Source organism: Clostridium sp. CM039 (genome assembly GCF_055081075.1).
Genome location: NZ_CM143649.1, coordinates 1,783,939 through 1,809,440 on the forward strand (window position 1 = coordinate 1,783,939; position 25,502 = coordinate 1,809,440).

Sequence of the window (25,502 nt, forward strand, 5' to 3'; positions counted from 1 at the left end):
GTCTTAGTTGGATTCAATTCGACCCACTTGTTAATAGAAAAGGGACTGCCTTTTCTATTGTTTTTAAGGCAGTCCCTTTAATAATTATGCTGTTTTTGTTGTCATAAATCCGCTACTGTACTTTATGATATAACTGCTAATTTTAAGGAATAACCTAGATTGACTATTTACTATCTTACAGTATAGTTGAATTCATCAGATACTGTAATACCTGCATCATTAACAAGTTCTGCCTTATACACATAAGTTCCTCTTGCTTTCCCTTTAAATGATACGGAATCTGTTTGGGCATTTAAGACACTTGCTACTAATGGTTTAGTTGAAATTAGTACTCCATTCTCATATAGCCTCCAAGAAGTACCATTTTCTCCCCACCACATGTTCATAATTATTTTATAATCTGAACTACTATCCCAGTTATCTTGAGTTAAGCTTGGTTTAGCTGGCAATTTGCCCACTACTTTTGGAACGGTTACTGATACTTTATTTGATATAAGTGATGATGTTCCATCGGTTACTACTACTGTATAATCATAAGTACCTGGTGCCTTATCTGTACTATCATATACTATTGCTTGTGTTGTAGTTTGTCCTACTACTAATTTACCCGTTGTTAATTGCTTCGTACCTTCCATTACAGCATATGAAGTTGCTGTATTATTAATTGGGACTGTTGCTGTTAGTTTATATGCTCCATTGCTTACCGCTCCTGCTGTTAAAGTTGCTGCTTGTAGTTTATTTACTACTGGTGGTAGCACTATTACAGTTACTTGATTTGATGTAATGCTTTTTGTTCCATCAGAAAGTTCTACTATGTAATCATACGTTCCTGGTTCCTTACCTGTGCTATCATATACTATTGTTTGTGTTGTAGTTTGTCCTGCTACTAATGTACCATTTGTTATAGTCTTCGCACCTTCCATTATAGTATATGAAGTTGCTGTATTATTAGCTGGGACTATTGCTGTTAGTTTATATGCTCCATTGCTTACCGCTCCTGCTGTTAAAGTTGCTGCTTGTAGTTTATTTACTACGGGGGTACTCATTTTATTCCATGCTATGGTTGTCATTGGAGATCCTTTTGATAAATCATCATCAGAAGCATCCCAAATAAATACTCCACCATAGCCATTGGCATTTACATAATCACATCTATCACTTAATGTCTTTTCATCTTCATAAGTTAAAAATTCACCCTTTGATGCATTATATAAATATACTGCATTTGCTTTAGTATCATAGTATTTATTCCAACCTGGGGTAGTTTCTAGTTGCTTTAATATAAACCATGGTTCTTGTCCACCTGGTGAGGATGCATTATCTAAAGATCCCGCAGAAGCTCCAGTTGCACTTTGATATAACCCATCTCCGTTTGGTCCTGGTTTAACACCTTTCCAACCTCTTGAATATAATGGTGATCCCATATTAAGCTTTGATGGAGAAATTTTATAAATATCTCTATAAGCCTTCATTGCATAATCTGAATTATATTTATTCTTCAAATCTGTTGGGGTTGTACCTGATGGATCCTCAGGGTTAACATATAATGCTGCCTGATGATTCGTAGTTAGTTCCCATGCACCATGAATGTCATAAGTCATAACATTCATGTAATCAAGATATTGTTCATATTTAGATGGTTCTACTAATGCCATCTTATCATAGCCTGCTCCAGCTGCTACAGTTAACATTTTACCTGATAATCCATTTGCATTGTATGCATCCCTTATATCTTTCAATAGTAATGTATAGTTGACTTTATCCTCTGGCCCACCTGGACATCCTTTATCGTATTGATCATTTGGTTCTGCCTTTCTATCTACACCTGGATATTCCCAATCTATATCGATACCATCTATAAATGGATACTGCTTTAAAAATTCAACAACACTATCTGTAAATACTTTTCTAGTTTCTGCCGTCATAGCCATTGCATGAAAATTTTCTCCTCGTGTCCAACCACCAACAGAAATAAGTATCTTCTTATCTGGATATATGCCTTTATAATACTTATACTCTCCTAAACATCCTTTTAGTGGAGAATCCCACCCTCCTGAATGCTCCATTGTCTTCTCATAGTCCGCATAAGTATCTATTGAAGTGATTTTAAAATCTTTATTTATTGAGAAAAATGAATGATTAATTACATTAACTTTTGTCCATGGTATATCCTTCGGTTCCATTGATTGATGAGCAGAGTTGTACATTGCCCAATTAGGGAAATATGTAACTACATTCTTGTGAGCCATTTCTGTTACCGGCTTAATTTCTTTAATCGTTTCAGCTTTCACATTTGTTGTTATCCCTACAGCTATGACCATCAGTGCTGCCATAGTTATACATGAAATAATTTTAGTTCCTTTCATTAATAATCCCCCTCGTATAATAAGATTGCCATACCACAAATTTATGAAAATATCATACTTGCCATCAACATCTGCGCCCCCTTGATTTGCGGATAAGGTTGAAATTCCCGGTATTTCAGAATTTGCAGCAAATGTTATTATTGTTGGAAATAAAATGATCTCAAAAGTTAAAATAACTAATTTTGCTAAAAAGTTTTTAAAACTTTTTTCGACATTTTTATCCTCCATATGCTTATTTTGTAAACTTCCATATTCATTTTTACATATTTGGATAGCTTTGTCAATATAATTACTTTAAATTCCTATCCCAAAGTCTTATATCTACCAATTTATAAGTAGTTCTTTGAGAATTTAGTTGAAATTTCTTGTAAAATGTAATATACTGGCATGCGGAATGTTTTTGAACATATTCATAAAAACAACAGAAAAATGGACTGCCTTTTCTATTGTTTTTAAGGCAGTCCTTCAATTAAACCTCCTATTACCGTTAATATAATATTTTTACGGTACATATAAAGTGCTAGGCATTATATCGTTTTAACAAAACAAACCTGCAGTCTAAAATATAAACTACAGGTTTTGATATTTATTATTTAGTTTCACTTACCCATTCATGATGGAATGTCCCTTCTTTATCAACTCTTTCAAATGTATGGGCACCAAAATAATCTCTCTGTGCCTGAAGTAAATTTGCTGGGAGATTTGCGCTTCTATAACTATCATAATACATTATTGCACTAGAAAACCCTGGAACTGGCACACCTAAATTTACAGCTGTGGATACTACAAATCGCCAATCCTTTTGATAACTACTAAGGATATTTTTGAAATAAGAATCTAACATTAGATTTTTAATATTAGCATCATTTTCATAGGCAACGTTAATCTTGTTAAGGAACTGAGCGCGAATAATACACCCACCTCTAAATATTTTAGCAATTTCGCCATATTTAAGGTCCCAGTTATATTCTACTGCTGCAGCTTTCATAAGCGCGAATCCCTGTGCATATGAACATATTTTACTTGTATAAAGAGTTCTTCTTACTGATTCTATAAACTCATTTATATCCCCTTCAAATAATTCATCTGGCCCTTTTAGTATATCACTTGCCAACACTCGTTCATCTTTTACTTTCGAAATGCAACGTGCAAAAACAGCCTCTGTTATTGTAGGTATTGGCAGCGCTAAATCTAGAGCGCTTTGACTCGTCCATTTCCCGGTTCCCTTTTGGCCTGCTTTATCTAAAATAATATCAACCATGTGCTTTCCGGACTCATTATCTTTTTGTGCAAATATTTCACTAGTTATTTCCATTAAATAACCATTCAGCTCACCTTTATTCCACTGCGCAAACACATCATGAATTTTATCATTAGAAAGTCCAAGAACTCCTTTTAAAAGTGCATAAGCTTCACAAATAAGCTGCATGTCTGCATACTCAATACCATTATGAACCATCTTTACATAATGTCCTGCCCCATTTGCTCCAATGTAAGTACAACACGATTCTCCATCTACTTTTGCAGATATAGCTGTTAAAATTGGTTCTACTATTTTATAAGCATCAATCTGGCCTCCTGGCATAATCGCTGGGCCTTTTAAAGCCCCTTTTTCTCCTCCTGAAACTCCTGCCCCTATAAATTTAAAACCCAAATCTTCAAGTTTCTTACTTCTACGTATTGTATCCATAAAATATGAATTGCCGCCATCAATTATTATGTCACCCTTTGATATATATGGTATTAATTCTTCTATTGCTTCATCCACAGGCTTTCCTGCTTTAATCATAATTAATATTTTTCTCGGAATTTCAATAGAGTTCACAAACTCTTCTATAGAGTATGTTCCCACAATATTTTTTTCTTTCACCTCTATTAATAACTTATCTGTGGCAATTTTACTTCGATCATAAACTGAAACAGATATTCCCCTGCTTTCAACGTTTATTGCTAAATTTTTACCCATAACACCAACGCCTATAACTCCAAATTGTTGTTTATTCATAAGATAAATTCCCCCTTAAAAAAAGTTTCTCTCGTTGAATAATATATAGTTTATATTATACTATATATTATTCAATTGCATAAGCAAAAACGCTATTGTACATTTTGAAGCATAATGCGTTTATTTATACTAGTCATGACTACCCTTAAACGTCACGGTATAATTACAGCTATCTATTTATTTTAGTATAAAGTTTTCTAAAACATGCCTCACTCCATCTTCATCATTAGAATGGGTTACAAAATCAGCCGCATCTTTTAAATAATCTGGAGCATTTCCCATTGCAACTCCAAGTCCTGCATATTCTATCATATCCATATCATTAAAGTTGTCTCCTATAGCAATTGTTTCTTCCCTTTTTATATTAAATTTAAGTGCTAAATTCTGTAGAGCATTACTCTTATTTGCTTCTTTGTTAACAATCTCAACAAAATGGGGTAATGAAAAGTAGAAATTTAATTTTTCCTTATATAATTCAAATAGTTTTCGTGTATGCTGTTCTAGATTATATTTATTACTACTATTAAACATTATTTTAATAATTGAACCCTCTAAAAGTGAATCAAAATCGTTTACAATTTGTGGTTTTGCATGATCTAGTTGTATGTGTATATCTAGATTTTCACTATTTTTCTTAACATATATATCGTCTTCTCTATAAATACTTACTGATAAACCAGCTTCCTCACAGTAACTTATAATTTTTGATGAATATTCTTTATCAATTATCTTTGCGTCGTATACTTTTCCTGTTTTAGAACATTTAATAAGGGCTCCATTACAAGTTATTATAGGAACATCTAGATTAAGCATATTTGCAAATGGCATAGCTGCAAGATACATTCGTCCTGTTGAAAGAGTGAATACAACACCTTTTTCTATAACCCTATTTATAGTTTCTACAGTCTTCTTTGATATCTCTAATTGTGGAGTAAGGAGGGTTCCATCCATATCTACCGCAACAAGCTTATACTCCATAATTTATCCCCTCAATTCATTCATGATTTTAAATACTTCTTCATCTATAACTTGCTTAAAATCCTTATAATATGAACCTACTGCATAAAATTCATCTGGTATATATAGGCATATTACCTCATCTACAAGTTCTTTGAATTCTTCAATAACTTCCATAGGACCTACAGGAATAGCTAGAATGATTTTTTTAGCTCCTTGCTTTTTAACAGATTTTATTACAGCCAGGATAGTAAATCCCGTAGCAATCCCATCATCAATAATTATAACTGTTTTATCTTTAACCTCAGGAAATGTATCCTTTGCACGGTACTCTTTCATTCTTCTTTTAATTTCTTTTGTTTGCTCTAAAACTTCCTTCTCGATATACTCTTGTGATATACCAATCATTTTCACGTAATGATTATTTATAAAATAACTACCATCCACAGACACTGCACCTATTGCAAACTCCTTGTTATGTGGTGCCCCTATTTTTCTTGGAATAATCAAATCCCATTTAAACCCAAATCTTTTTACTGTATCATAAGCTATTTCGAGTCCACCTCTTGGCACCGCAAGTACAATTACATCTTCATCTTTAAATTTTTCAAGACTATCAGTTAGCTTTTCCCCTGCATCTTTTCTGTCTAAAAACATCATTCTAATGCACCACACCTTTTAACTTAATTTTTATTTATAAGTCTCTACCGTTTTTTTTAGGTTTTCCTATATATACTTCCAAACATTGAGATAAATTATCCCTGCTGCAGATCAAGCTTTTTTAAATTGAAGATAACTCAAAATATAATTTAACGCAAAGAAAAAAGGCCCATGGAAAATCACAAATTATTTCCCGGGCATATTTTTATATTTGTATAAAAAACAGGTTATCAATTGACTTAACCTGTTTTTTAATGGGGCTTGCCTGTTTAAATTCATACAAAAATTTGTTAAAATGTAAGTAATAACAAATCGTTACAAAAGTTAGACGACATATACAAGAAGTAAACGATTACATTCAAAAGCTTTCAATAAAATTGAAAAGGAGAATTTTCAAATGAAAGAAAAAATAGTAAGTGGAATGCAAGTTTTTGCAAGAGCTATAGTAGTTCCAGTATTGTTTTTACCTATTGTTGGTATAATTATTGCATTGTCCTCTATATTAAGTAACCCGACAATTGTTGGAAATGGTAGTTCTCTAATAAATGTTGGAAAATATATTGCAAGTGGTCTTTGGCCTATTATGAATAATTTATGCATCCTCTTCTGCGTTGGTATTTCTATGGGTATGGCAAAAGACAAAAAAGCAGAAGCGGCTCTTGTGGCATTACTTTCATTTTTAATATTTTTAGGAGCTAATAATGAGTGGCTTACTTTAACAGGAAAATTAGTAAATTACAAAACCGCTTCAGATTTATATGGGACAGGTCAAACTATAATTTTGGGATTTCAAGTAATAGATATGGGTGTTTTCTTAGGAATAATTCTTGGTGTAGTAGTAGCACTTACTCATAATAAATTTAGTAATAAAGAATTTCCAGGTGCATTTGCGTTTTATGGAAACACAAAATTAGTTCTTTTAGTTTTAGTACCTATTTTACTAATCCTTGGGATAGCATTTAGCTATGTTTGGCCCGTTATTGCAATCAGTATCAGTGGTCTAACAGGTTTTATAAATGTATCAGGTTATGTTGGTGTATTCTTATATGGATTTTTAAATAGAGTGTTAATTCCAACCGGATTACATCACTTGATATGGACTCCATTTTCTTACTCTAATATTGGTGGAACATTAGAAATCGGTGGGAAAACAGTTTTTGGAGCTTATAATATTTTTTTAGCACAGTTAACAGATCCATCAATAAAAGTTTTTGATCCTTCTGCAAAATATTTACAGTATGGTATGGTTAAAATGTTTGGTTTAGTAGGAGCAGCTTTAGCATTTTACAAAACAGCTAAACCAGAGAATAAGGTTAAATTAAAGGCTATTTTAATACCAGCAGTAGCAACATCAGTTTTGGTTGGTATTACAGAACCTTTAGAATTTACATTTTTATTTATAGCACCAGCTTTATGGGTAGCTTACTCTGTATTTGATGGGATATTTCAAACTATTGTAGTAGCACTTGGAGTTAGAACTTATTCAGCAGGTGGTATTATAGATTTCTTAACATATAATTTACCAGCCGGAATTAGTAGGACTAGATGGCCTATAGCTATAGGCGTAGGTTTAGTTGAACTAATCGCATTTTACTTTTTATTTAATTTTTTAATTATCAAGTTTAATCTAAAAACTCCAGGTAGAGAAGATAGTGAAGTGAAATTATATACTAAAAAAGATTATAAAGATAAGGTTAGTACTAGTTCATTGCATGAAGCAGAAGTTAAAACCCAAGGTGCTGATTTATCATCAGTAATAGTGGGAGCTCTTGGAGGAAAGAAAAATATAGAAACTGTGGATAATTGCTTTTCTCGTTTAAGGATAAAAATAACAGAGGCCGATAAAGTTGATGAAGTAGTTTTGAAATCCACAGGAGCTTTAGGTGTAATAAAACATGGTAGTAACATTCAAGTTATATATGGACCTAAAGTAAGTGGAGTAAGAAGTGACATTGATAAATATCTTAGTGTTTAAAAAAATTTTTCTGTAAATAATCATGGAGTTAAATACTGTGGATAGGTAAATAAACGGAATATAATTCACCTATTTATAGATTATATATAAAATTAGAAAGAAGGAATAAAAATGAGTAAATTTTCAGTAACAATAGCTGGTGGTGGAAGTACATTTACACCTGGAATAATATTAATGCTTTTAGACAACTTAGATAAGTTTCCTATAAGAAAACTAACATTATATGACAACGATAAGGAAAGACAGGCAATAGTGGCTGGAGCATGTGCTGTTGTTTTGAAGGAGAAAGCACCAGAAATTGAATTTACTGTAACAACAGATCCAAAAGAAGCATTTACAGATACAGACTTTGTTATGGCCCATATAAGAGTAGGTAAATATGCAATGCGTGAATTAGATGAGAAAATCCCATTGAAGTATGATGTACTTGGACAAGAAACTTGTGGTCCAGGAGGTATTTCTTATGGAATGAGATCCATTGGTGGAGTTATTGAAATACTTGACTATATGGAGAAATATTCACCAGATGCATGGATGTTAAACTACTCCAACCCCGCAGCAATAGTTGCAGAAGCAACCAGAAAATTAAGGCCTAATTCGAAGATATTAAACATATGTGATATGCCAATAGGTACAGAAGTACGCATGGCTGAAATTTTAGGACTAAAATCTAGAAAAGATATGAAAGTTCGCTATTATGGTCTTAATCATTTTGGTTGGTGGACAGACATACGCGATACTGCTGGAAATGACTTAATGCCAAAAATAAAAGAACATGTTGCTAAATATGGTTATATAATTGGTGAAGGAGGTACTCAAGAAACTGAGACAAGTTGGTACGATACCTTTGCAAAAGCAAAAGATGTATATGCATTAGACCCAAATACGTTGCCTAATACTTATTTAAAATATTATTTATTTCAGGATTATGTTGTTAAACATTCAAATAAAGAATATACAAGAGCTAATGAAGTAATGGATGGAAGAGAAAAGTTTGTGTTTGGTGAGTGTAGAAAAATTATTGAACAACAATCTACACAAGGATGTGAATTGCATGTCGATGATCATGCATCATATATAGTTGATCTAGCAACAGCTATAGCATATAATTCACAGGAAAGAATGCTATTAATTGTAGAGAATAATGGTGCCATTGAAAACTTTGATCCAACAGCTATGGTTGAAATACCTTGTATGGTTGGAAGCAATGGACCAGAACCATTAGTAGTAGGAAAAATCCCCCAATTCCAGAAGGGATTAATGCAGCAACAAGTTTCTGTAGAAAAATTAGTAGTTGAAGCTTGGATAGAGAAATCCTATCTAAAATTGTGGCAAGCTATTACACTTTCTAAAACTGTACCTAGTGCAAGTGTTGCTAAGAATATTTTAGATGATTTAATTAAAGTAAACAAAGAATATTGGCCTGAATTAAAATAGTTGTTGAAGTGAATATAATTTAGTGTTTTAAAAGTTGGGACTGTCTTAAAAATAGATTTTAGATCTATTTTGGGCAGTCTCTTTTTTATTTTTAATTATTTTGTGAGATAATTAGAATTCAACTACATTTACTACAGAAAGTCTCCCGTTGGCATGTTGTGGGGATATTTAACTTTGTTTAATTATTAAATATGCAAGTAAAAAAATCTATAAAATTAAATGTAGAAATTTCTTAATTTATTGTCCAGAATATAAGGTATAATATAGTAGTGAAAATAATACAACATTTATTAAACAAATTATATAATATTTATAGTAGGTGAAAAACGCATGAACTTAGATATTAGCAAAATGGTGGATAAATATCAGTTAAGTGGTACAGATGAAAACATATTAATTTATATTATAAATAATATAGAGAATGTTAAAGAAATAGGGGTAAGAGGTATAGCAAAGGAAAATTATACATCTACTACTACTATTATGAATCTAGCAAAAAAAATAGGTTATTCCGGATTTTTAGATATGTATTATAATTTGAATTTTACATTGAAAGATAAAAAATCGCATTTTTCAGGGCAAAAAAATAATAAATACTATGGCGTGGACTTAGAAGAATTGTTATCATTGATAGAATCTAAAAAAATAAGTGACTTTATAGATTTATTAATGGAAAATAAAGGTCAAATCATATATACCTGTGGACAAGGATTTTCAGAATCTATTGCAAAATATATTACTAGAAAATTATTAGTTCTTGGTTTTAATTGTATTTTTTCTGAATCTTATGAAAGCTATGATGTAAATGCCATTAAAGCAAAGCTATTTATAAGTGTCTCAAAGTCAGGGGAAACAGACTTTTTAGTAAAAGTTTCTGAATCAGCTAAAAAAAACGGGATAAAAATAGTTTCCTTTACAGGAGATGTAGATAATACATTAGCTAAAATATCAGATATAAACTTTAAATTATATGATATGAATACTATGGATGATCGTAATAAATTAGCAACTTCCTTCTATTCTAATATTTTAATTTTATTTGAATTTTTAATAGGTATATATTTAGAAAAAAGCCAAGAAAATTGAGCTTAATACCAAGACTTTTAGTTTCATTTTCAAGTACTATAAGTACAGATTCGTTAACGCTTAGGCAAGGAAGTATATTAGGAAGTATTTATCTTTCTATTATTATTACACAACCTATAATGTATACAGTAGAAGTCTAAATCTATAAAAGCTGTGAAATTAATTTCACAGCTTTTATAGTATAATTTGCAGATCCTCCCATGACAAAGAAAGCTATTATTTTCTATGTCATTCATAATATCAATATTTCTAAAGTACAACGCATTTACTTGAATTAGTAGTGTTATTCTGCACTTTTAAGTGATTCTATCATATCTATATTACCAAATTCTCTGTACATAACTAAATTTACAATTATAGAAAATGAAATTGTAAGTAACACTGAATATAGAAAATAAATAGGGTCAATTTTCCTCATAAACATCATTACATTAGTCTCTGAAGTGTTAATTACAAACCCACATAGGAGTATTCCCACAGCTATTCCAGTTAGGCTTCCTATTACCGTTAATATAATATTTTCACGGTATATATATAGTGCAAGTTCACTATCATAAAATCCTAAAAGTTTTATTGTAGACAACTCTCTTTTTCTTTCATTTACATTTATATTTGTAAGGTTATATATTACAACAAAAGCAAGGACTCCTGCGGATACTATTAGAACGAGCACCACTGAATTTATACTCTTCGTGGTTTTATTAAAATCAAAATGTGCTTTGTTTTTGTAATTTATAGATCCTATATTTTGAGTCCGTGTTAGTACCTTTGTGGTGTTATCTTCTGCACTATCTGATGTTGATTTTAAAAGTCCATAAAACCCATTAAATTTAAGATTTTCCCCAGTTATTTTTTTATAATAATCAGAGCTTATATAAATATAATGTTGCAGATAATGCTCTGTTATGCCTGAGATTCTAGCTTTTACCACCTTATCATTTATGGTTATCTCAAATATGTCTCCAATTTTTTTATTCATAAGTTTCGATAATTTTTCAGTAATAATTACACCATCTTCTTTAAGGCTTAGATCTGTACCTTTCATTGTAAGATTAATATACTTATTAAGTTCCTTCTTATCTTCTGTAACCACTAAATATGCATCTTCTCTACCAGATTTATAAAGATCCACCGTTCCATTTTTTGTATATGAAAATAAAACTGATTTTACGTTATCATCTTTCATTATTTTATTTTGTGTGATATCTTTTTGATTATCGTCTATGTCTTTCCTAAGTGTTGACTGCATATCATATCTATATATATTTGTAAACTGACTTTCCACAGCACCCATTATTCCTGATTTAAGTCCAAATCCTGTTATCATAAGTCCTGTACACACCGCGATGCCTATTACGGTCATGAAAAACCTTTGTTTATATCTAAATATATTTCTTGCAGTAACTTTACTTGTAAAACTCAACTTTTTCCATATAAAAGTTATTTTTTCGAGTAATATAGTCTTTCCAGCCTTTGGCGGTTTTGGTCTCATCAAAGATGCTGGTGCTTCTCTTAATTCCTCAAGTGTCGCCGCTCCCGCTGCAAGAGTTGTAAATAGTATAGCGATTAATGAAGATTGAAGCGCTAAACTAGGGTTAAAAGGAGTTAAAGAACTTGGAATAGAATAAAGCGAGCTATAAGCATTCATTATAAGTGGAGGAAAAAGTCTAAATCCGAAAGACACACCTACTATGCTACCTGTTATACTAGCTAAAAGTGCATATATTAAATAGTGAGTAGTTATGGCCATTCTTGAATATCCTAAAGCTTTTAAAGTTCCTATTTCAATTCTATTTTCTTGAACCATTCTCGTCATAGTTGTTAGGCTAACTAAAGCTGCCACTAAGAAAAATATAAGTGGGAAGGCCTTGCCTATGTTATCTATTCTTTCACTATCTTGTCTATATGTTTCATATCCCAGATTAGCATCTCTTCCAAGAACATACCATTCTGGTTTTTTAATATCATTATTTTCTGCTATGTTTATTTTACCTTGCGTAGCTTTCAATATTTGCGAATACCTTACTTTACTTCTTATAACTCCAATATCCTTAAGATCTTGCTTCATATTGTTAGAAGTTTTTTTATAATCTTCTCTTAATATAAGACTATCTTTTGATTCTTCACTATCATCTTTTACATATATTTCTGTATAAACATCGCTTTTAAATACATCAGGTAGTATATAAATAAATCCCCGAACAGTTCCATTACCAACTGAACTTAGCTGTCTTTGAGCTGATAAGTATAAAGGTGACAGCGCTGTTCCTACTATTTTAAATCTGCTATTTTTTAGGTCATTATCTATTAAAGCATCTTTTCCTGATTTAAGTTCTATAACATCCCCTATTTTAAGTTTATTTTCTTTTAAAAATCCTTCTTCCACTACAACTTCATTGTTAGCTTTTGCTATTCTTCCTGTGACGATTTTTATCTTATTTATGCCACTTTCAGGAGGAATTGAATTAACATTAATCACCAGGGAATGTTTATCTTTTTCAACTACTGCGTCTATTGAAAATGAACCCTCAGCCTTTTTTACACCTTTTAGTTTTTGGACCTCAGCTAAGTCATCCTTTGTAAGTCCAAGTGTAGATATAAGTTTAAAATCCATAAACTCAGTTTGATTAAAATAAAAATCCGCTGATTTTTTCATATCTGGACTAGTAGCTCGAACTCCAGCATAAAAAGCTACTCCCATTGCAATGATTATTACTATAGATAAAAACCTTGAAAGTGTCTTTTTTATGTCTCTAAATAAATTTTTAAAAAATGTTTTCTTCACTTCTACCACTCCAAGCTTTCGATAGACATTGGATTATCATTTTTCATTACGCTTTCAACTTTACCACTTTTAACTGTTATTATCTTGTCAGCAATAGGGGTTATAGCGGAATTATGTGTAATGACTATGACAGTCATGCCATGCTTTTTTGAAGTATCAGATAGTAACTTAAGTATCGACTTACCAGTATTATAATCCAGTGCTCCTGTAGGCTCATCACAAAGAAGTAACTTAGGATTTTTTGCAAGGGCCCTCGCTATGGAAACTCTTTGCTGTTCTCCTCCCGAAAGCTGCGACGGGAAATTCCGCATTCTATTTTCAAGGCCTACATTTTTAAGTACTTCTTCAGGATTCATTGGGTTTTTACAAATTTCAACTGCAAGCTCTACATTCTCAATTGCATTTAAATTTTGTACTAAATTATAGAACTGAAATACAAATCCTATTTCGTCACGCCTATATTTTGTGAGCATTTTTTTATTGTATTCACTTATATCATTGCCATCCACAATAATATTTCCAGTAGTAACCTGGTCCATACCTCCCAAAAGGTTAAGTATTGTTGTTTTACCTGCACCACTAGCACCAATAACCACAACAAATTCACCCTTTTCTATAGAAAATGAAACATCATCTACTGCTTTGATGATAACTTCTCCCATGGTATAAGTTTTTTTCACATTTTTTAGTTCTATAAAATTCTTCATTTTTTATCTCCTAACTTATATTTTCACAATCTAACTTGCTCATAATATTTTTATAAAATATATCTATTATATCAATAATAAGTTTTCTCACCTGAGCTCCGTCGTCTTTCTCTCTTAAAATGATAGAAATACTCTCCACAAGGTTATATGATATAAGATAAATAATAAAATTATTTTTAAGTCTTTTCCCCTGGAGTGACAGCTCATATTTCATTTTCTCTGAAACTATTCTAGTTACGAACTCAACGAAGGTCTTTTTACAATTTCCATATTTGGATCCTTCGCTTTTATTAAGTAATATTGTAATTTCTATGCTATTTTCTTTAAATATCTCCATTATCTTTTCCATTAATTTATAAAAAATATCATCTGCTTCTTCGTTTATTTCTACTTCATTAAACTGATTAATGTAATCCATTAGTCTATCATATACAGGTCCAATTAATTTTTCATACAAATCATCTTTACTATGAAAATATTTATAAAAATTCCCCACTGATGTTTCAGAGTTCTTAGCTATCCCCCTTATTGATGTGCCTTTGTATCCCCTTTGTTTAAATTCCTTTAGAGATTCTTCTACTATATTATTTCTTACCTCTTCCTTCAAATATTGCATTAGAAAACCTCCGTTCTCTTTTATAGTATACTCTATTTTAAAAAAAACTCAACTGTTGTGTTATTCAAAGGTGTCGCATCTTTCTTATACAGTGAATCAAAAATTATAAACAAATAACTAAGAAGAAAAAAGGTAACAACAATGAATTTAATCATTGTTGTTACCTTTTTCTCTTGAATTTTTATGGTTATATTTTCATTTAAATACATCCTACACTATCATTCCCCATACACATTGCCTCTCTTCTTTATGTTTTCCAATATAGCTGCTCTTTCTTCATTTAATAAAGCGTATTCCTTAAATGTATACATTTCAAAATACATTCTTCTCGTATCATTATTACAATAAATCGTTTTACCTGTTCCTACTACTTGTGATTTAAATACTGTAGATGATTTTCTTAAATCTACAAGATCTATTTCTCTATTAAGTAAACTTGCAATCTCTTGTGAAATCATAAATATTTCATATTCACTAAAAGCTTCATCACCTAAAAATGCTATGTCTATATCACTATTTGCGCGTGAAGTTCCTTTTGCATATGATCCAAATATATATCTAAGAAATGGTTTTATTTTTTTTATTAAAACTTCTTTTATAATATCCTTATCTTTATCCTCTAGTTCCAAAACCTTCACATCCTTTATAACAATTATATTTATTGTATCAAATTTTTAATTAATATACTAGGCTCTAGCTAAATAACAAACAGTGCTTTCATTGCATTATATTTTTATTAATGATATTAGTAAACTTACAATGTAAGTTATACTTGAAAAAATCAATGATACTATGAGAAATCCTATTAATACAATGTTATATTTCAATATATCTTCAGCCATAACAAATCTCGCAATGCCAAGGGTATTGAGACCTAATATTATTAGGAATATTATAAATAATCCCTTAGAGGCCCCTTTAATATCCGCAGAGCTTAACGATATATGAGATGAAATACATATAGCTAAAAATAAAAACAATATAAAATAGGGATTAGTAAAATTCTTAATTGAAAAGATTATTTTTATTAAATTAACATAAGAAGTCATTATTCCATTCAGAGCTATACCGTTTAATTTAGTTACATTTAAATTATTAATAGATATAGTTATAAATTCATTATATGTCTTAGGAATTATGACGTACATTAAAGCTATTATAGACGCAATTCCTCCGAATATAGGTGCAGTGCCTATGAAAAAATTACCTATCTGTTGATATACACTATTAGGATTATAGGCATGCTTTACATACCCAAGTACACCATTTTCGTCTCTCTTTTGTATTAGTACCACTTTTGTAATTTTGTGCCCAAAGAGAAAACAAAAAATAGCATGAGAAATTTCATGTATGGGAACACCTACAATAGCGGTAATAGCAACTGCCTTCCACCCAAAACTCCTTTGCAAATTTTCTATTGAATGCTCCCTTAAAAAGCCAAGGATGAATCCTACAAGAATTATCATCCCTGTCAAATATAATGTATCTACCGATGTCTTTATTATTAAGTTTACTAAGAAATTCATTTAATCACCCTCACAAATCTTGGCTCAATCTACACCATACAAATCAGCTTCTTTAGTTATATTATATCACTAACTAAACTTTCAATGCTAGATGTTATCACCGCCACTTGTTAGCCATGACACCTAATATTTAGTGATTTTATATAAAAATAATAATAAAAGCACCTACCTAAGTAAGTGCTTTTATTCAGACCGTTGACAAACATAAAATGTAAAACACTCTAATTTAAAATTGGAGTGTTTTTTTTCATATTCAAAAAGGATTTTAGGACATCAATGTCGAATATATATAGTATACAAACTTTATAATTCGGAGGGCATTATTATGATTAATGAAAAGAACTTCACACAACAAAAACTAGAAATGGTGTATTTAGAAGATTTAGTTCCTAAAGACCATATTCTGAGAAATATAGATAAATACATGGATTTCTCTTTTATAAGAGAACTGACTAAAAAATATTACTGCTTAGATAATGGAAGACCTGGCGTAGATCCTATTATACTTTTTAAAATGCTGTTTATTGGGTACTTATTTGGAATAAAATCTGAACGACAACTTGTAAAGGACATTGAAGTAAATGTGGCTTATAGATGGTTTCTAGGACTAAGTCTTACTGATCCTATTCCAGATCATTCAACAATTAGCCAAAATAGACGTAGACGGTTTAAAGGTACAGATGTGTTTCAAAAAATATTTGACGAAGTAGTATTTAAGGCTATAAATCTTAAGATGGTAACCGGTAAAATACTTTACACAGATTCTACACACCTAAAAGCAAATGCTAATAAGCGAAAGCTTGTGAAAATTGAAGTTGAAAAAACGCCGAAAGAATATGTAGCTGAACTTAATAAAGCAGTGGAAGAAGATAGAATAAACCATGGTAAAAAACCTTTAAAGGAAAAAGAACCTGTCACCAAAATAAAAGAAACTAAAGTTAGCACAACCGACCCTGACAGTGGATATATGATGAGAGATGGCAAGCCGGAAGGCTTCTCATATTTAGATCACAGAACTGTCGATAGCAGACATAATATAATTACTGATGTGTATGTTACTCCTGGAAACATAAATGATGTTGATCCTTATATCGATAGATTAGATGTGCAAATAAAAAAGTTTAATTTTAATACAAAATATGTTGGTGCAGATGCTGGTTATGCTACAAATCTTATATGTAAAGAACTATATGAGAGGGAATTAAAATCTGTAATGGGATACCGTAGGTCTCCACATACAAAAGGAATGTACACAAAAAATAAATTCCAATATGTTAAAGAACAGGACATTTACGTATGCCCTGACTTAAGGGCTTTACATTATAAAACGACAACAAGAGAAGGATATAAAGAATATGTTGGTAATGCAAAATATTGCGAGATATGTCCAAATAGAGCTCAATGCTTTTCTGCAAAAAGCAAGTTTAAAACTATTAGAAGACATGTTTGGGAAACGTATAAAGAAGATGTTGTAAAGTTCACCAGAACAGATAAAGGCAGAAATATATATAGAAGAAGAAAAGAAACTATAGAGCGAAGCTTCGCAGATTCAAAACAACTGCATGGGCTTCGCTATTGCCATATGCGTGGATTAGAAAATGTGCAAGAGCAGTGTCTGCTTACAGCAGCAGTGCAGAATATGAAAAAGATAGCTAGCCTGCTATCTTTACTGTTTTTTGATTTTCTAACTAAGAAGATAGTTGTTATTTTAAATTTATCCATAACTCAAAATGCTATCGCATAATTGCATGTAAAAGGCCCAGTATAATAAAAAAATTATACTGGGTTTGTAAACAACCTGAATAAAAGCACCTACCTAAGTAAGTGCTTTTATTATTATCTTTTAGATTATCTTGCTTTTACCGTTATCTGTCAAAATCCTCAATGAAAAGTGACTTTTAATAGCTCTATTAAGTTAAATTTTTTCTATTATAATTTGATTATCCTTTGCATCTACACCGATGATAGAACCATCATTTATATCTCCCCTAATAATTTTCTTTGCAATAGATGTTTCTAAAACATTTTCAATATATCTCTTTAACGGACGTGCACCGTAGATTGGATCGTAGCCTTCTTCTGCCATAAGTTCTTTAGCATCCGTAGTTACTTTCATTGATATGTTTTTATCTTTAAGCCTATTTTGAATATCTGCTAGGAATATATCAACTATTCCTTCTATTTCTTTTGTTTCTAATGGTTTAAATAATATAATATCATCTAATCTATTTAAAAATTCCGGTTTAAATTTGGATTTTAGCTCGCCCATAACTCTATCACGGATATGCTGTTCTATGCCTCCACTTTCTTTGTTTTCCAAGAGGTAGTTGCTTCCGATATTTGAAGTCATAATTATTATGCAGTTTTTGAAATTCACAATCTTGCCCTGATTATCAGTTAGGCGTCCATCGTCTAGTATTTGAAGAAATATGTTAAACACATCCTCGTGAGCTTTTTCTATTTCATCAAATAATACTACGCTATAAGGTTTCCGCCTAACAGCTTCTGTAAGCTGACCGCCCTCTTCATAACCTACATATCCTGGTGGTGCCCCTATAAGTCTTGACACAGAATATTTCTCCATATATTCCGACATATCTATCCTTATTATGTTTTCACCACTCTCAAATAAAATTTTAGCTAAAGTTTTAGCAAGTTCAGTTTTTCCGACACCAGTAGGCCCAAGGAATATAAATGAACCAATAGGTCTTCTTGGATCCTTCATACCGGCCCTCGCCCTTATTACTGCATTTGACACTGCAGTTACTGCTTCTTTTTGACCAATTACCCGCTCAGATAATTCATCTTCAAGTCTTAGGAGCTTCTTCCTCTCGCTTTCTTGGAGATTTGTTACAGGTATACCAGTCCACTTTGATACTATCTGTGAAATTTCATTTTCGGTTACTTCTTCTTTAAGCATGGCTGTTTCATTATTTTTATGAATTTCTTTTTCTTTTTCTTTTATCTGAGCTTCTAGCTTAGGAATTACTCCATATTTAAGCTCTGCCACTTTATTTAAATCATATTCTCTTTCTGATTTTTCTATGTCCCCCCTTGAAGCATCGAGCTCTGCTTTCAAATTTCTAATTTCAACTATCTTAGACTTTTCTTTCTCATATTTTGCTGTCATCTCATTATCTTTATCTTTTAAATTACTTAGCTCTTTTTCGAGTATTATGAGCCTTTTCTTTGAAGCCTCATCCTTTTCTTTGGATAAAGCCTTCTTTTCAATTTCTAACTGAAATATCTTACGTTTAGCCATGTCCATATCTGTAGGCATACTATCTATATCAGTCCTTATCATAGCACAAGCTTCATCTATAAGATCTATTGCCTTATCTGGAAGAAATCTCGCCGTTATATATCTATTCGAAAGCTTTGCTGCAGCAATAATGGCTGAATCATGAATCCTTATACCATGATATATTTCAAATTTTTCTTTAAGCCCTCTAAGTATTGACACAGAATCTTCAACTGTAGGTTCTTCTACAGTTACTGGTTGGAACCTTCGCTCTAAGGCTTTATCTTTCTCCAAATATTTCCTATACTCATCAAAAGTGGTCGCCCCAATGCAATGAAGGCTTCCTCTGGCTAGCAGTGGCTTTATCATGTTTCCAGCATCCATAGAACCCTCTGATTTCCCTGCTCCCACTATATTATGAATTTCATCTATAAATAAAATTATTCTACCTTCACTATTTTCTACTTCTTTAAGCACTGCTTTAAGTCTTTCTTCAAACTCACCTTTAAATTTGGCCCCCGCAATAAGTGCTCCCATATCTAAAGAAAATATTATTTTATTTTTAAGCCCTTCTGGTACGTCTCCCTTTACAATTCTTTGAGCTAGCCCTTCTACTATAGCAGTTTTACCTACTCCAGGTTCTCCTATAAGCACTGGATTATTTTTAGTTCTTCTAGAAAGTATTCTTATAACTCGCCTAATTTCCTCATCTCTTCCTATCACTGGATCTAGTTTATGTTTTTTAGCTTGTTCCACAAGGTTTGTTCCATATTTCACTAATGCCTCATAAGTGCCCTCTGGATCAGCATTTTCCACTCTCTGATTTCCCCTAACGGTCGATAACACATTTAAAAAAGCTTCTTTAGTTATATTAAATTTCTTTAAAATATCTCGAATGTCTTTAGAATTCACATCTATAAGTCCAAGCATTACATGTTCTACACTTATAAAAGAATCTTTAAACTTTTTAGCTTCATCTTCGGCCCGTGCAAAAACTTCTTCAAACCTTCTAGTAGCATAAACTGATCCACTATCTGCACCACTTCCTGTAACTTTTGGCATACTATTTATTTCTTTGTTAATCTCCTCATTAAGCTTTGCTGTATTCACTCCCATTTTACTAAATATATTAGGAATAAGACCGTCCTCTTGAGCTATAAGTGCTGCAAATAAATGCACAGTATCTACCTGTTGATGATTATTTTTTACAGCTAATAATTGAGCCTCATTTAAGGATTGTTGAACCTTTACCGTTAATTTTTCTACATCCATGTAAATAACCCTCCCTTTAGTTTTTTAAATTATTACCCACTATTTAATTATAACTAAAAAACACCCATAACTCTTTAAATAAATTACTTTTATTTAACAAATTTGTTTTGTAATTTTATTTGAGTACTGCCTGTGCTATTCTAACAAGTTGCTCTTTACTTAAAGCTTCAAGATACCTTTGACGTTCCATAAAAGTACACTCTTCTAAAAGTTTTCTTACTCTATGAGTTTCTATATAAATACCTGAAAGCATTAAATCTTTACTACTCGAATCCATGTAATGCCTCCTCCAAATGTTATAATATATTGTTGCAGACCCTTCGCTGTAGCCCTTATCTATTAATTTAACAATACATGCTTTTCTATCTTGCTTTTCAAAACATTCACAAAGATTATATATTTTCTGAAGCATTATCATCTTTCTTTTCCTTCCTTCTTAATCATCCAGGAAACATACAAAATACAAGTTTTTCGTATGTTTTTTCATCCGCGCTTAATTTCCAATCACTTTATATTATACCATATTTTATATAAAAAAAAAACAGCAATCCGTATACAAATCGCTGTTTTTTTTGGAAAACCACTAACAAAGCACCAATTTATTGTAAATCAGTGCTTTGTTAGTAAGGATATATAATTAACCACATCCTTCATGATTTATTTCCTTCCATTTCAACATTTATTCCCTCTATTCTTCAATAATTACGGAACCTATGAGAACCGAAATGCATGATATTGTTGCTTTTAGGTTACAATTATGTTATACTTACAATATATTATTTTAATGGAGGTATTATCGTGAGCGATATTGGGAAATTTATTTTTGAACATAGAACTTCAAGAAATTTATCTAGTCGTAAGCTAGCTTCACTTGCAGACATAAGTCATACGGAGATACATCGACTTGAAAATGGAGAAAGAAAGAATCCATCACCACTGGTATTAAAATGCATAGCAAGAGCTCTTGAGATGCCCTACGATGATATTATGAAAGCGGCAGGATATATGGATAGCACCCATTCTCCTATTACCACTGTACACCTTACTGGCACTGATGATCTAACCGACCAAGAACTCGAGCAAGTGAACAATTTCATTGAATTTTTACATATTAAACGCAAATAAATAACAATATATATCCTAATTTTTAGACTTTAAATGGAGGTGTCTTATATTTGAATATCATTATTAAAAAATTTAAAGAAGTTTTATTTTCTGTACTCCCAATTACTTTAATAGTATTACTATTGAATTTTACAATCATCCCTCTTGAAACACATCTAATACTTAGATTTTTAATAGGCGCAATTTTCATAATATTTGGACTGTCTATATTTTTACTTGGTGTGGACACTGGAGTTACCCCTATTGGTACTTTAATGGGAAGTTCTCTTGCTAAAAACAGTAAAGTATTGGTCTTAGTTTTTTCGGGATTAATACTCGGTTTTTTTATTACAATTGCTGAACCAGATTTGCAAATTCTTGCTTCTCAAGTTAGTACTGTAACATCGGGATCAATAACTAAACTTTCGATTTTAGTTGTTGTATCTATTGGTATTGCAATTATGCTATCTATAGGTTTATTAAGAATAATTTATAATAAATCATTAAAGAAAATGTTAACTGCAATATATTTGATTATTTTTGTTCTATCTTTATTTACATCTTCTGAATTTTTAGCAATATCATTTGATGCTTCTGGTGCTACTACGGGCGCAATGACCGTTCCATTTATATTAGCACTTGCGTTAGGAGTGTCTTCAATAAAAAAAGATGGAATATCCTCGGAAGAAGATAGTTTCGGACTAGTAGCAGTAGCATCCACAGGCGCTATTTTATCCGTTATTATTATGAGCCTTATGTCAAAGTCTGATAAAATTGTTGGCGACCTAAGCACTAGTACTGTCAGCTCAACCTCAATTATAAATCCATTTATTGAAAAATTGCCAACTATGATAAGTGAAGTTTTTTTCACCTTGCTTCCATTATTATTATTATTTTTTATATTCAATAAAATATCATTTAAGCTTTCAAAAAAGGAATTTTCAAAGATATTGAGAGGTATTCTATATTCTTTTATTGGACTGATATTATTTTTAACAGGAGTAAATGCTGGTTTTATAGAGATTGGAACTGTAGTCGGACACAGTATTGCTTCCCTACATAGTAGTTGGATTCTTGTCATTGTTGGGTTCATACTTGGATTAGTGGTAATATTAGCTGAACCGGCTGTGCATGTACTTACAGATCAGATAGAAATTGTTACTCATGGATATATAAAAAAGAAGGCAGTAATTTTTACTCTTTCTATCGGAGTTGCCTTTGCAGTAGCATTATCAATGTTAAGAATAGTTGTACCCGGGATTCAGTTGTGGCATTTTCTTTTACCAGGATACGCAATTTCAATTATTATGTCATATTTTGTGCCGAAACTATTCGTAGGAATAGCATTTGACTCTGGCGGTGTAGCTTCTGGTCCAATGGCAGCAACTTTTATTTTAGCCTTTGCACAAGGTGCCGCTGAGGCCATTGAAGGAGCGAATGTATTAATTGATGGATTTGGCGTAATTGCCATGGTTGCTTTAACTCCATTAATTGCTTTGCAAATTTTAGGTTTGATCTTTCAACATAAGGCTAAAAAAGAAGGAATAAAAATAAATGCAAAATAATTCTAACACATGTGAATGTTAATTAATATTCGATACTTATTCAAAAAACAAAGAGCAGATCTCATCCCTAACATGGGCTGAAATCTGCTCTTTATTTTCATTTAGTATCAATTTGTATCACTCACATTATCCGTAGACATGTTAAGTATTCTAAACAACCCTGAAAATAACTTACGTGCTGCCGGTACTGCTGTCTGGGCAGCATAATATTTTTCGGGGTTTGGCTCTTCTATTGTAACTATCAATGTTACCTCTGGATTATTAGCAGGAGCCATACCTGCAAAGGATGCTACATATTTACCAGAACCGTAACCCCCTTCAGTACTGTTAACCTTATTTGCAGTTCCTGTCTTTCCAGCTATGCGGTACCCCTCCATATAGGTATCCTTTCCAGTTCCCTCCTTAACAGCTCTTTCCAAATACATTCTTAATTCAGCTGCTTTTTCTTTGCTGGTTATAACCTTTTCACCAAGATTATCATATTTTTTATCCACAACTTTTTTATCTTCCACCATATGTGATATCTCTTTCATAACATGGGGTCTTATCCATGTACCTCCATTAGCTATTGCATTGAAGGCAGCGATATACTGCACTTGGCTAACCGCTACACCTTGACCATAGGCCATTGTAGCAAGATCAATAGGTTTAATACTATTTAAATCCTTTATTAAGCCAGTACTTTCACCTGGCAAATCTATACCGGTTTTCTGTCCAAAGTTAGCCGCCTTTAAAAATTTATAAAAATTTTCCTCTCCAATTTTTTGTCCCAGGTTAACAAATCCAACATTATCGGAATTTTTTATTATATCTGAAAAAGTCTCAACCCCATGATTTTCTTTATTATCATTATACAATGTTGTACTTCCAACCTTAATGCTTCCATTACTTACAAATCGGTCCTGGTCCGTCACCACGTTATTTTCAAGTGCAGCAGCAGCTGTTATAACCTTGAAAATTGATCCTGGCTCAAATACATTACTGATAGCTCTATTCTTCCATATTTCCTGTACTTCACTATCTGTTTTCCCTTCTACATAAGGCTTATTTAGATTATATCCCGGTGTATTAACCATAGCCAAAATTTCACCATTTTGCGGATTCATAATTATTATGCTTACAGACTTTGCACTATTTTCATCCAATGTTTCTTTTGCTACTTTTTCAGCTAAATTTTGAATTTGTTCATCTATAGTTAATGTTAAATCCTTTCCATTTACAGGTTGAACCGTGGTTGCTTCTTTATAGGGCAATTCATTATTATTCCTATCCACTTCTGTCACTTTTACCCCGGGAATACCTGCTAATTCATTATTATAACTCTGTTCTACTCCACTTATTCCATTTCCCTCTAAATTGGTATGTCCGATAACCTGGGATAAAACGCTATCATTTGGATACATTCTCTCTACATCGTTTGAAATTATTATGCCATTATATTTTAAATCTTTAACCGCATCTGCACCCTTCTTATCAACCTTTCTCTTCAATGATACAAATTTAAGTAGCTTGCCATTGCCATCTTTGCTATCTAATATTTTTTCAAATTCGCTCTTTTTAACATCCAGTTTCTGCGACAATTGTTCAATGGCTTGTTCTTCAGGTATTTTTTTAACTTCTAAGTATCTTTTAAATACATTTAAATCAACATCAACCCTGTAAACATCTGCACTTAATGCCAATTTTGAACCGTTTCTGCTCAGAATCTCCCCCCTTTGGGGAGCTATTTTTATAGTTTTTGTCCAATTGTTTAATGCCAGCTGTTTATAATCTGGCCCATTAATAACCATTAAATAAACCATTCTACTCACAAGACCCATAAATGCTATGGAAAATAACATACCTGCAAAAAAAATCCTTTTACTTCTCACCCTTTTTCTTTTCAATTTGCTCACCAACCTATTTAAATAATTTCTTCCGATGTTTACGCACTTCCCTCCTCTTTGTAAGTTACCAATATATTAGAATTTATTCTAACATTTATTCGCGTGAATTTTAGTTTAACATAAGTATATAGAAAATACCCAAGTATTATATTTTGTATAATATACAATTAAGGGATAAAAATAAATGTAAAATAATTCTAACACGTGTGAAAGTTAATTAATATTCGAAACTTATTTAAAAACAAAGAGTAGATTTCATCCCTAAATATGGGATGAAATCTGCTCTTTATTTAAAAAACTTAATTTGTAATCTA

General features: G+C 31.6%; 18 protein-coding genes. 6 read left to right on the forward strand and 12 right to left on the reverse strand.

From position 1 onward, the window contains the following. Positions 1–170: 170 nt before the first annotated feature. The 4 genes from ACWJJ2_RS08525 to ACWJJ2_RS08540 all read right to left on the reverse strand — a co-directional run bounded on the left by ACWJJ2_RS08525 (position 171) and on the right by ACWJJ2_RS08540 (position 6,003). Complete coding sequence (locus ACWJJ2_RS08525; protein ID WP_462953126.1) at positions 171–2,594, reverse strand: glycosyl hydrolase family 18 protein; 2,424 nt, start codon at positions 2,592–2,594, stop codon at positions 171–173. 361 nt (positions 2,595–2,955) lie between these two features. Then, on the reverse strand, positions 2,956–4,371 hold the full coding sequence (gene gndA / locus ACWJJ2_RS08530) for an NADP-dependent phosphogluconate dehydrogenase (RefSeq protein WP_216302891.1): 1,416 nt from the start codon (positions 4,369–4,371) through the stop codon (positions 2,956–2,958). A 177-nt stretch (positions 4,372–4,548) separates the two neighbouring features. Then, positions 4,549–5,349 carry a Cof-type HAD-IIB family hydrolase gene (locus tag ACWJJ2_RS08535; RefSeq protein ID WP_216302892.1) on the reverse strand — a complete coding sequence of 267 codons (801 nt, stop codon included), beginning with the start codon at positions 5,347–5,349 and terminating at the stop codon, positions 4,549–4,551. A 3-nt stretch (positions 5,350–5,352) separates the two neighbouring features. Next, positions 5,353–6,003: a phosphoribosyltransferase gene (locus tag ACWJJ2_RS08540; protein ID WP_462954247.1), complete on the reverse strand. Its 651-nt coding sequence runs from the start codon at positions 6,001–6,003 to the stop codon at positions 5,353–5,355. A 382-nt stretch (positions 6,004–6,385) separates the two neighbouring features. Between ACWJJ2_RS08540 and ACWJJ2_RS08545 the strand changes: the two genes are divergently transcribed. The 3 genes from ACWJJ2_RS08545 to ACWJJ2_RS08555 all read left to right on the forward strand — a co-directional run bounded on the left by ACWJJ2_RS08545 (position 6,386) and on the right by ACWJJ2_RS08555 (position 10,486). After that, positions 6,386–7,963 (forward strand): PTS transporter subunit EIIC, encoded by a 1,578-nt coding sequence (locus tag ACWJJ2_RS08545; RefSeq protein WP_462953127.1) that lies wholly within the window; start codon positions 6,386–6,388, stop codon positions 7,961–7,963. 111 nt (positions 7,964–8,074) lie between these two features. Next, entirely contained in the window at positions 8,075–9,400 is a 1,326-nt protein-coding gene (locus ACWJJ2_RS08550; protein WP_216302894.1) for a 6-phospho-alpha-glucosidase, read from the forward strand. A gap of 330 nt (positions 9,401–9,730) precedes the next feature. Next, entirely contained in the window at positions 9,731–10,486 is a 756-nt protein-coding gene (locus ACWJJ2_RS08555; RefSeq protein WP_216302895.1) for a MurR/RpiR family transcriptional regulator, read from the forward strand. Positions 10,487–10,769: 283 nt separating this feature from the next. On the opposite strand, the gene ACWJJ2_RS08560 is transcribed toward ACWJJ2_RS08555, so the two are convergent. The 5 genes from ACWJJ2_RS08560 to ACWJJ2_RS08580 all read right to left on the reverse strand — a co-directional run bounded on the left by ACWJJ2_RS08560 (position 10,770) and on the right by ACWJJ2_RS08580 (position 16,120). Then, complete coding sequence (locus ACWJJ2_RS08560) at positions 10,770–13,271, reverse strand: ABC transporter permease (protein ID WP_462954248.1); 2,502 nt, start codon at positions 13,269–13,271, stop codon at positions 10,770–10,772. 2 nt (positions 13,272–13,273) lie between these two features. Continuing rightward, entirely contained in the window at positions 13,274–13,978 is a 705-nt protein-coding gene (locus ACWJJ2_RS08565; protein WP_216302897.1) for an ABC transporter ATP-binding protein, read from the reverse strand. 10 nt (positions 13,979–13,988) lie between these two features. Further along, entirely contained in the window at positions 13,989–14,594 is a 606-nt protein-coding gene (locus tag ACWJJ2_RS08570) for a TetR/AcrR family transcriptional regulator (RefSeq protein WP_216302898.1), read from the reverse strand. Between the two features lie 218 nt (positions 14,595–14,812). Further along, entirely contained in the window at positions 14,813–15,223 is a 411-nt protein-coding gene (gene mntA / locus ACWJJ2_RS08575; protein WP_462954249.1) for a type VII toxin-antitoxin system MntA family adenylyltransferase antitoxin, read from the reverse strand. A 96-nt stretch (positions 15,224–15,319) separates the two neighbouring features. Then, positions 15,320–16,120, reverse strand: coding sequence for a hypothetical protein (locus tag ACWJJ2_RS08580; RefSeq protein ID WP_462954250.1), 801 nt, complete (start codon positions 16,118–16,120; stop codon positions 15,320–15,322). A gap of 325 nt (positions 16,121–16,445) precedes the next feature. Between ACWJJ2_RS08580 and ACWJJ2_RS08585 the strand changes: the two genes are divergently transcribed. Continuing rightward, positions 16,446–17,864 (forward strand): IS1182 family transposase, encoded by a 1,419-nt coding sequence (locus ACWJJ2_RS08585; RefSeq protein WP_268064117.1) that lies wholly within the window; start codon positions 16,446–16,448, stop codon positions 17,862–17,864. A gap of 171 nt (positions 17,865–18,035) precedes the next feature. Here ACWJJ2_RS08585 and clpB read toward each other — a convergent pair whose 3' ends face one another. Then, a complete protein-coding gene (gene clpB, locus ACWJJ2_RS08590; protein WP_462954251.1) occupies positions 18,036–20,633 on the reverse strand; it encodes an ATP-dependent chaperone ClpB in 2,598 nt (865 codons plus the stop codon). Positions 20,634–20,748: 115 nt separating this feature from the next. Then, on the reverse strand, positions 20,749–20,910 hold the full coding sequence (locus ACWJJ2_RS08595; RefSeq protein WP_165413130.1) for a hypothetical protein: 162 nt from the start codon (positions 20,908–20,910) through the stop codon (positions 20,749–20,751). Between the two features lie 521 nt (positions 20,911–21,431). Here ACWJJ2_RS08595 and ACWJJ2_RS08600 point away from each other — a divergent pair. Both ACWJJ2_RS08600 and ACWJJ2_RS08605 read left to right on the forward strand, forming a co-directional pair. Further along, positions 21,432–21,758 carry a helix-turn-helix domain-containing protein gene (locus tag ACWJJ2_RS08600; RefSeq protein WP_165413131.1) on the forward strand — a complete coding sequence of 109 codons (327 nt, stop codon included), beginning with the start codon at positions 21,432–21,434 and terminating at the stop codon, positions 21,756–21,758. 50 nt (positions 21,759–21,808) lie between these two features. After that, positions 21,809–23,302, forward strand: a complete 1,494-nt coding sequence (locus ACWJJ2_RS08605; RefSeq protein ID WP_462954252.1) for a DUF1538 domain-containing protein — start codon at positions 21,809–21,811, stop codon at positions 23,300–23,302. A 107-nt stretch (positions 23,303–23,409) separates the two neighbouring features. On the opposite strand, the gene ACWJJ2_RS08610 is transcribed toward ACWJJ2_RS08605, so the two are convergent. After that, a complete protein-coding gene (locus tag ACWJJ2_RS08610; RefSeq protein WP_462954253.1) occupies positions 23,410–25,197 on the reverse strand; it encodes a peptidoglycan D,D-transpeptidase FtsI family protein in 1,788 nt (595 codons plus the stop codon). Between the last annotated feature and the right edge of the window lie 305 nt (positions 25,198–25,502).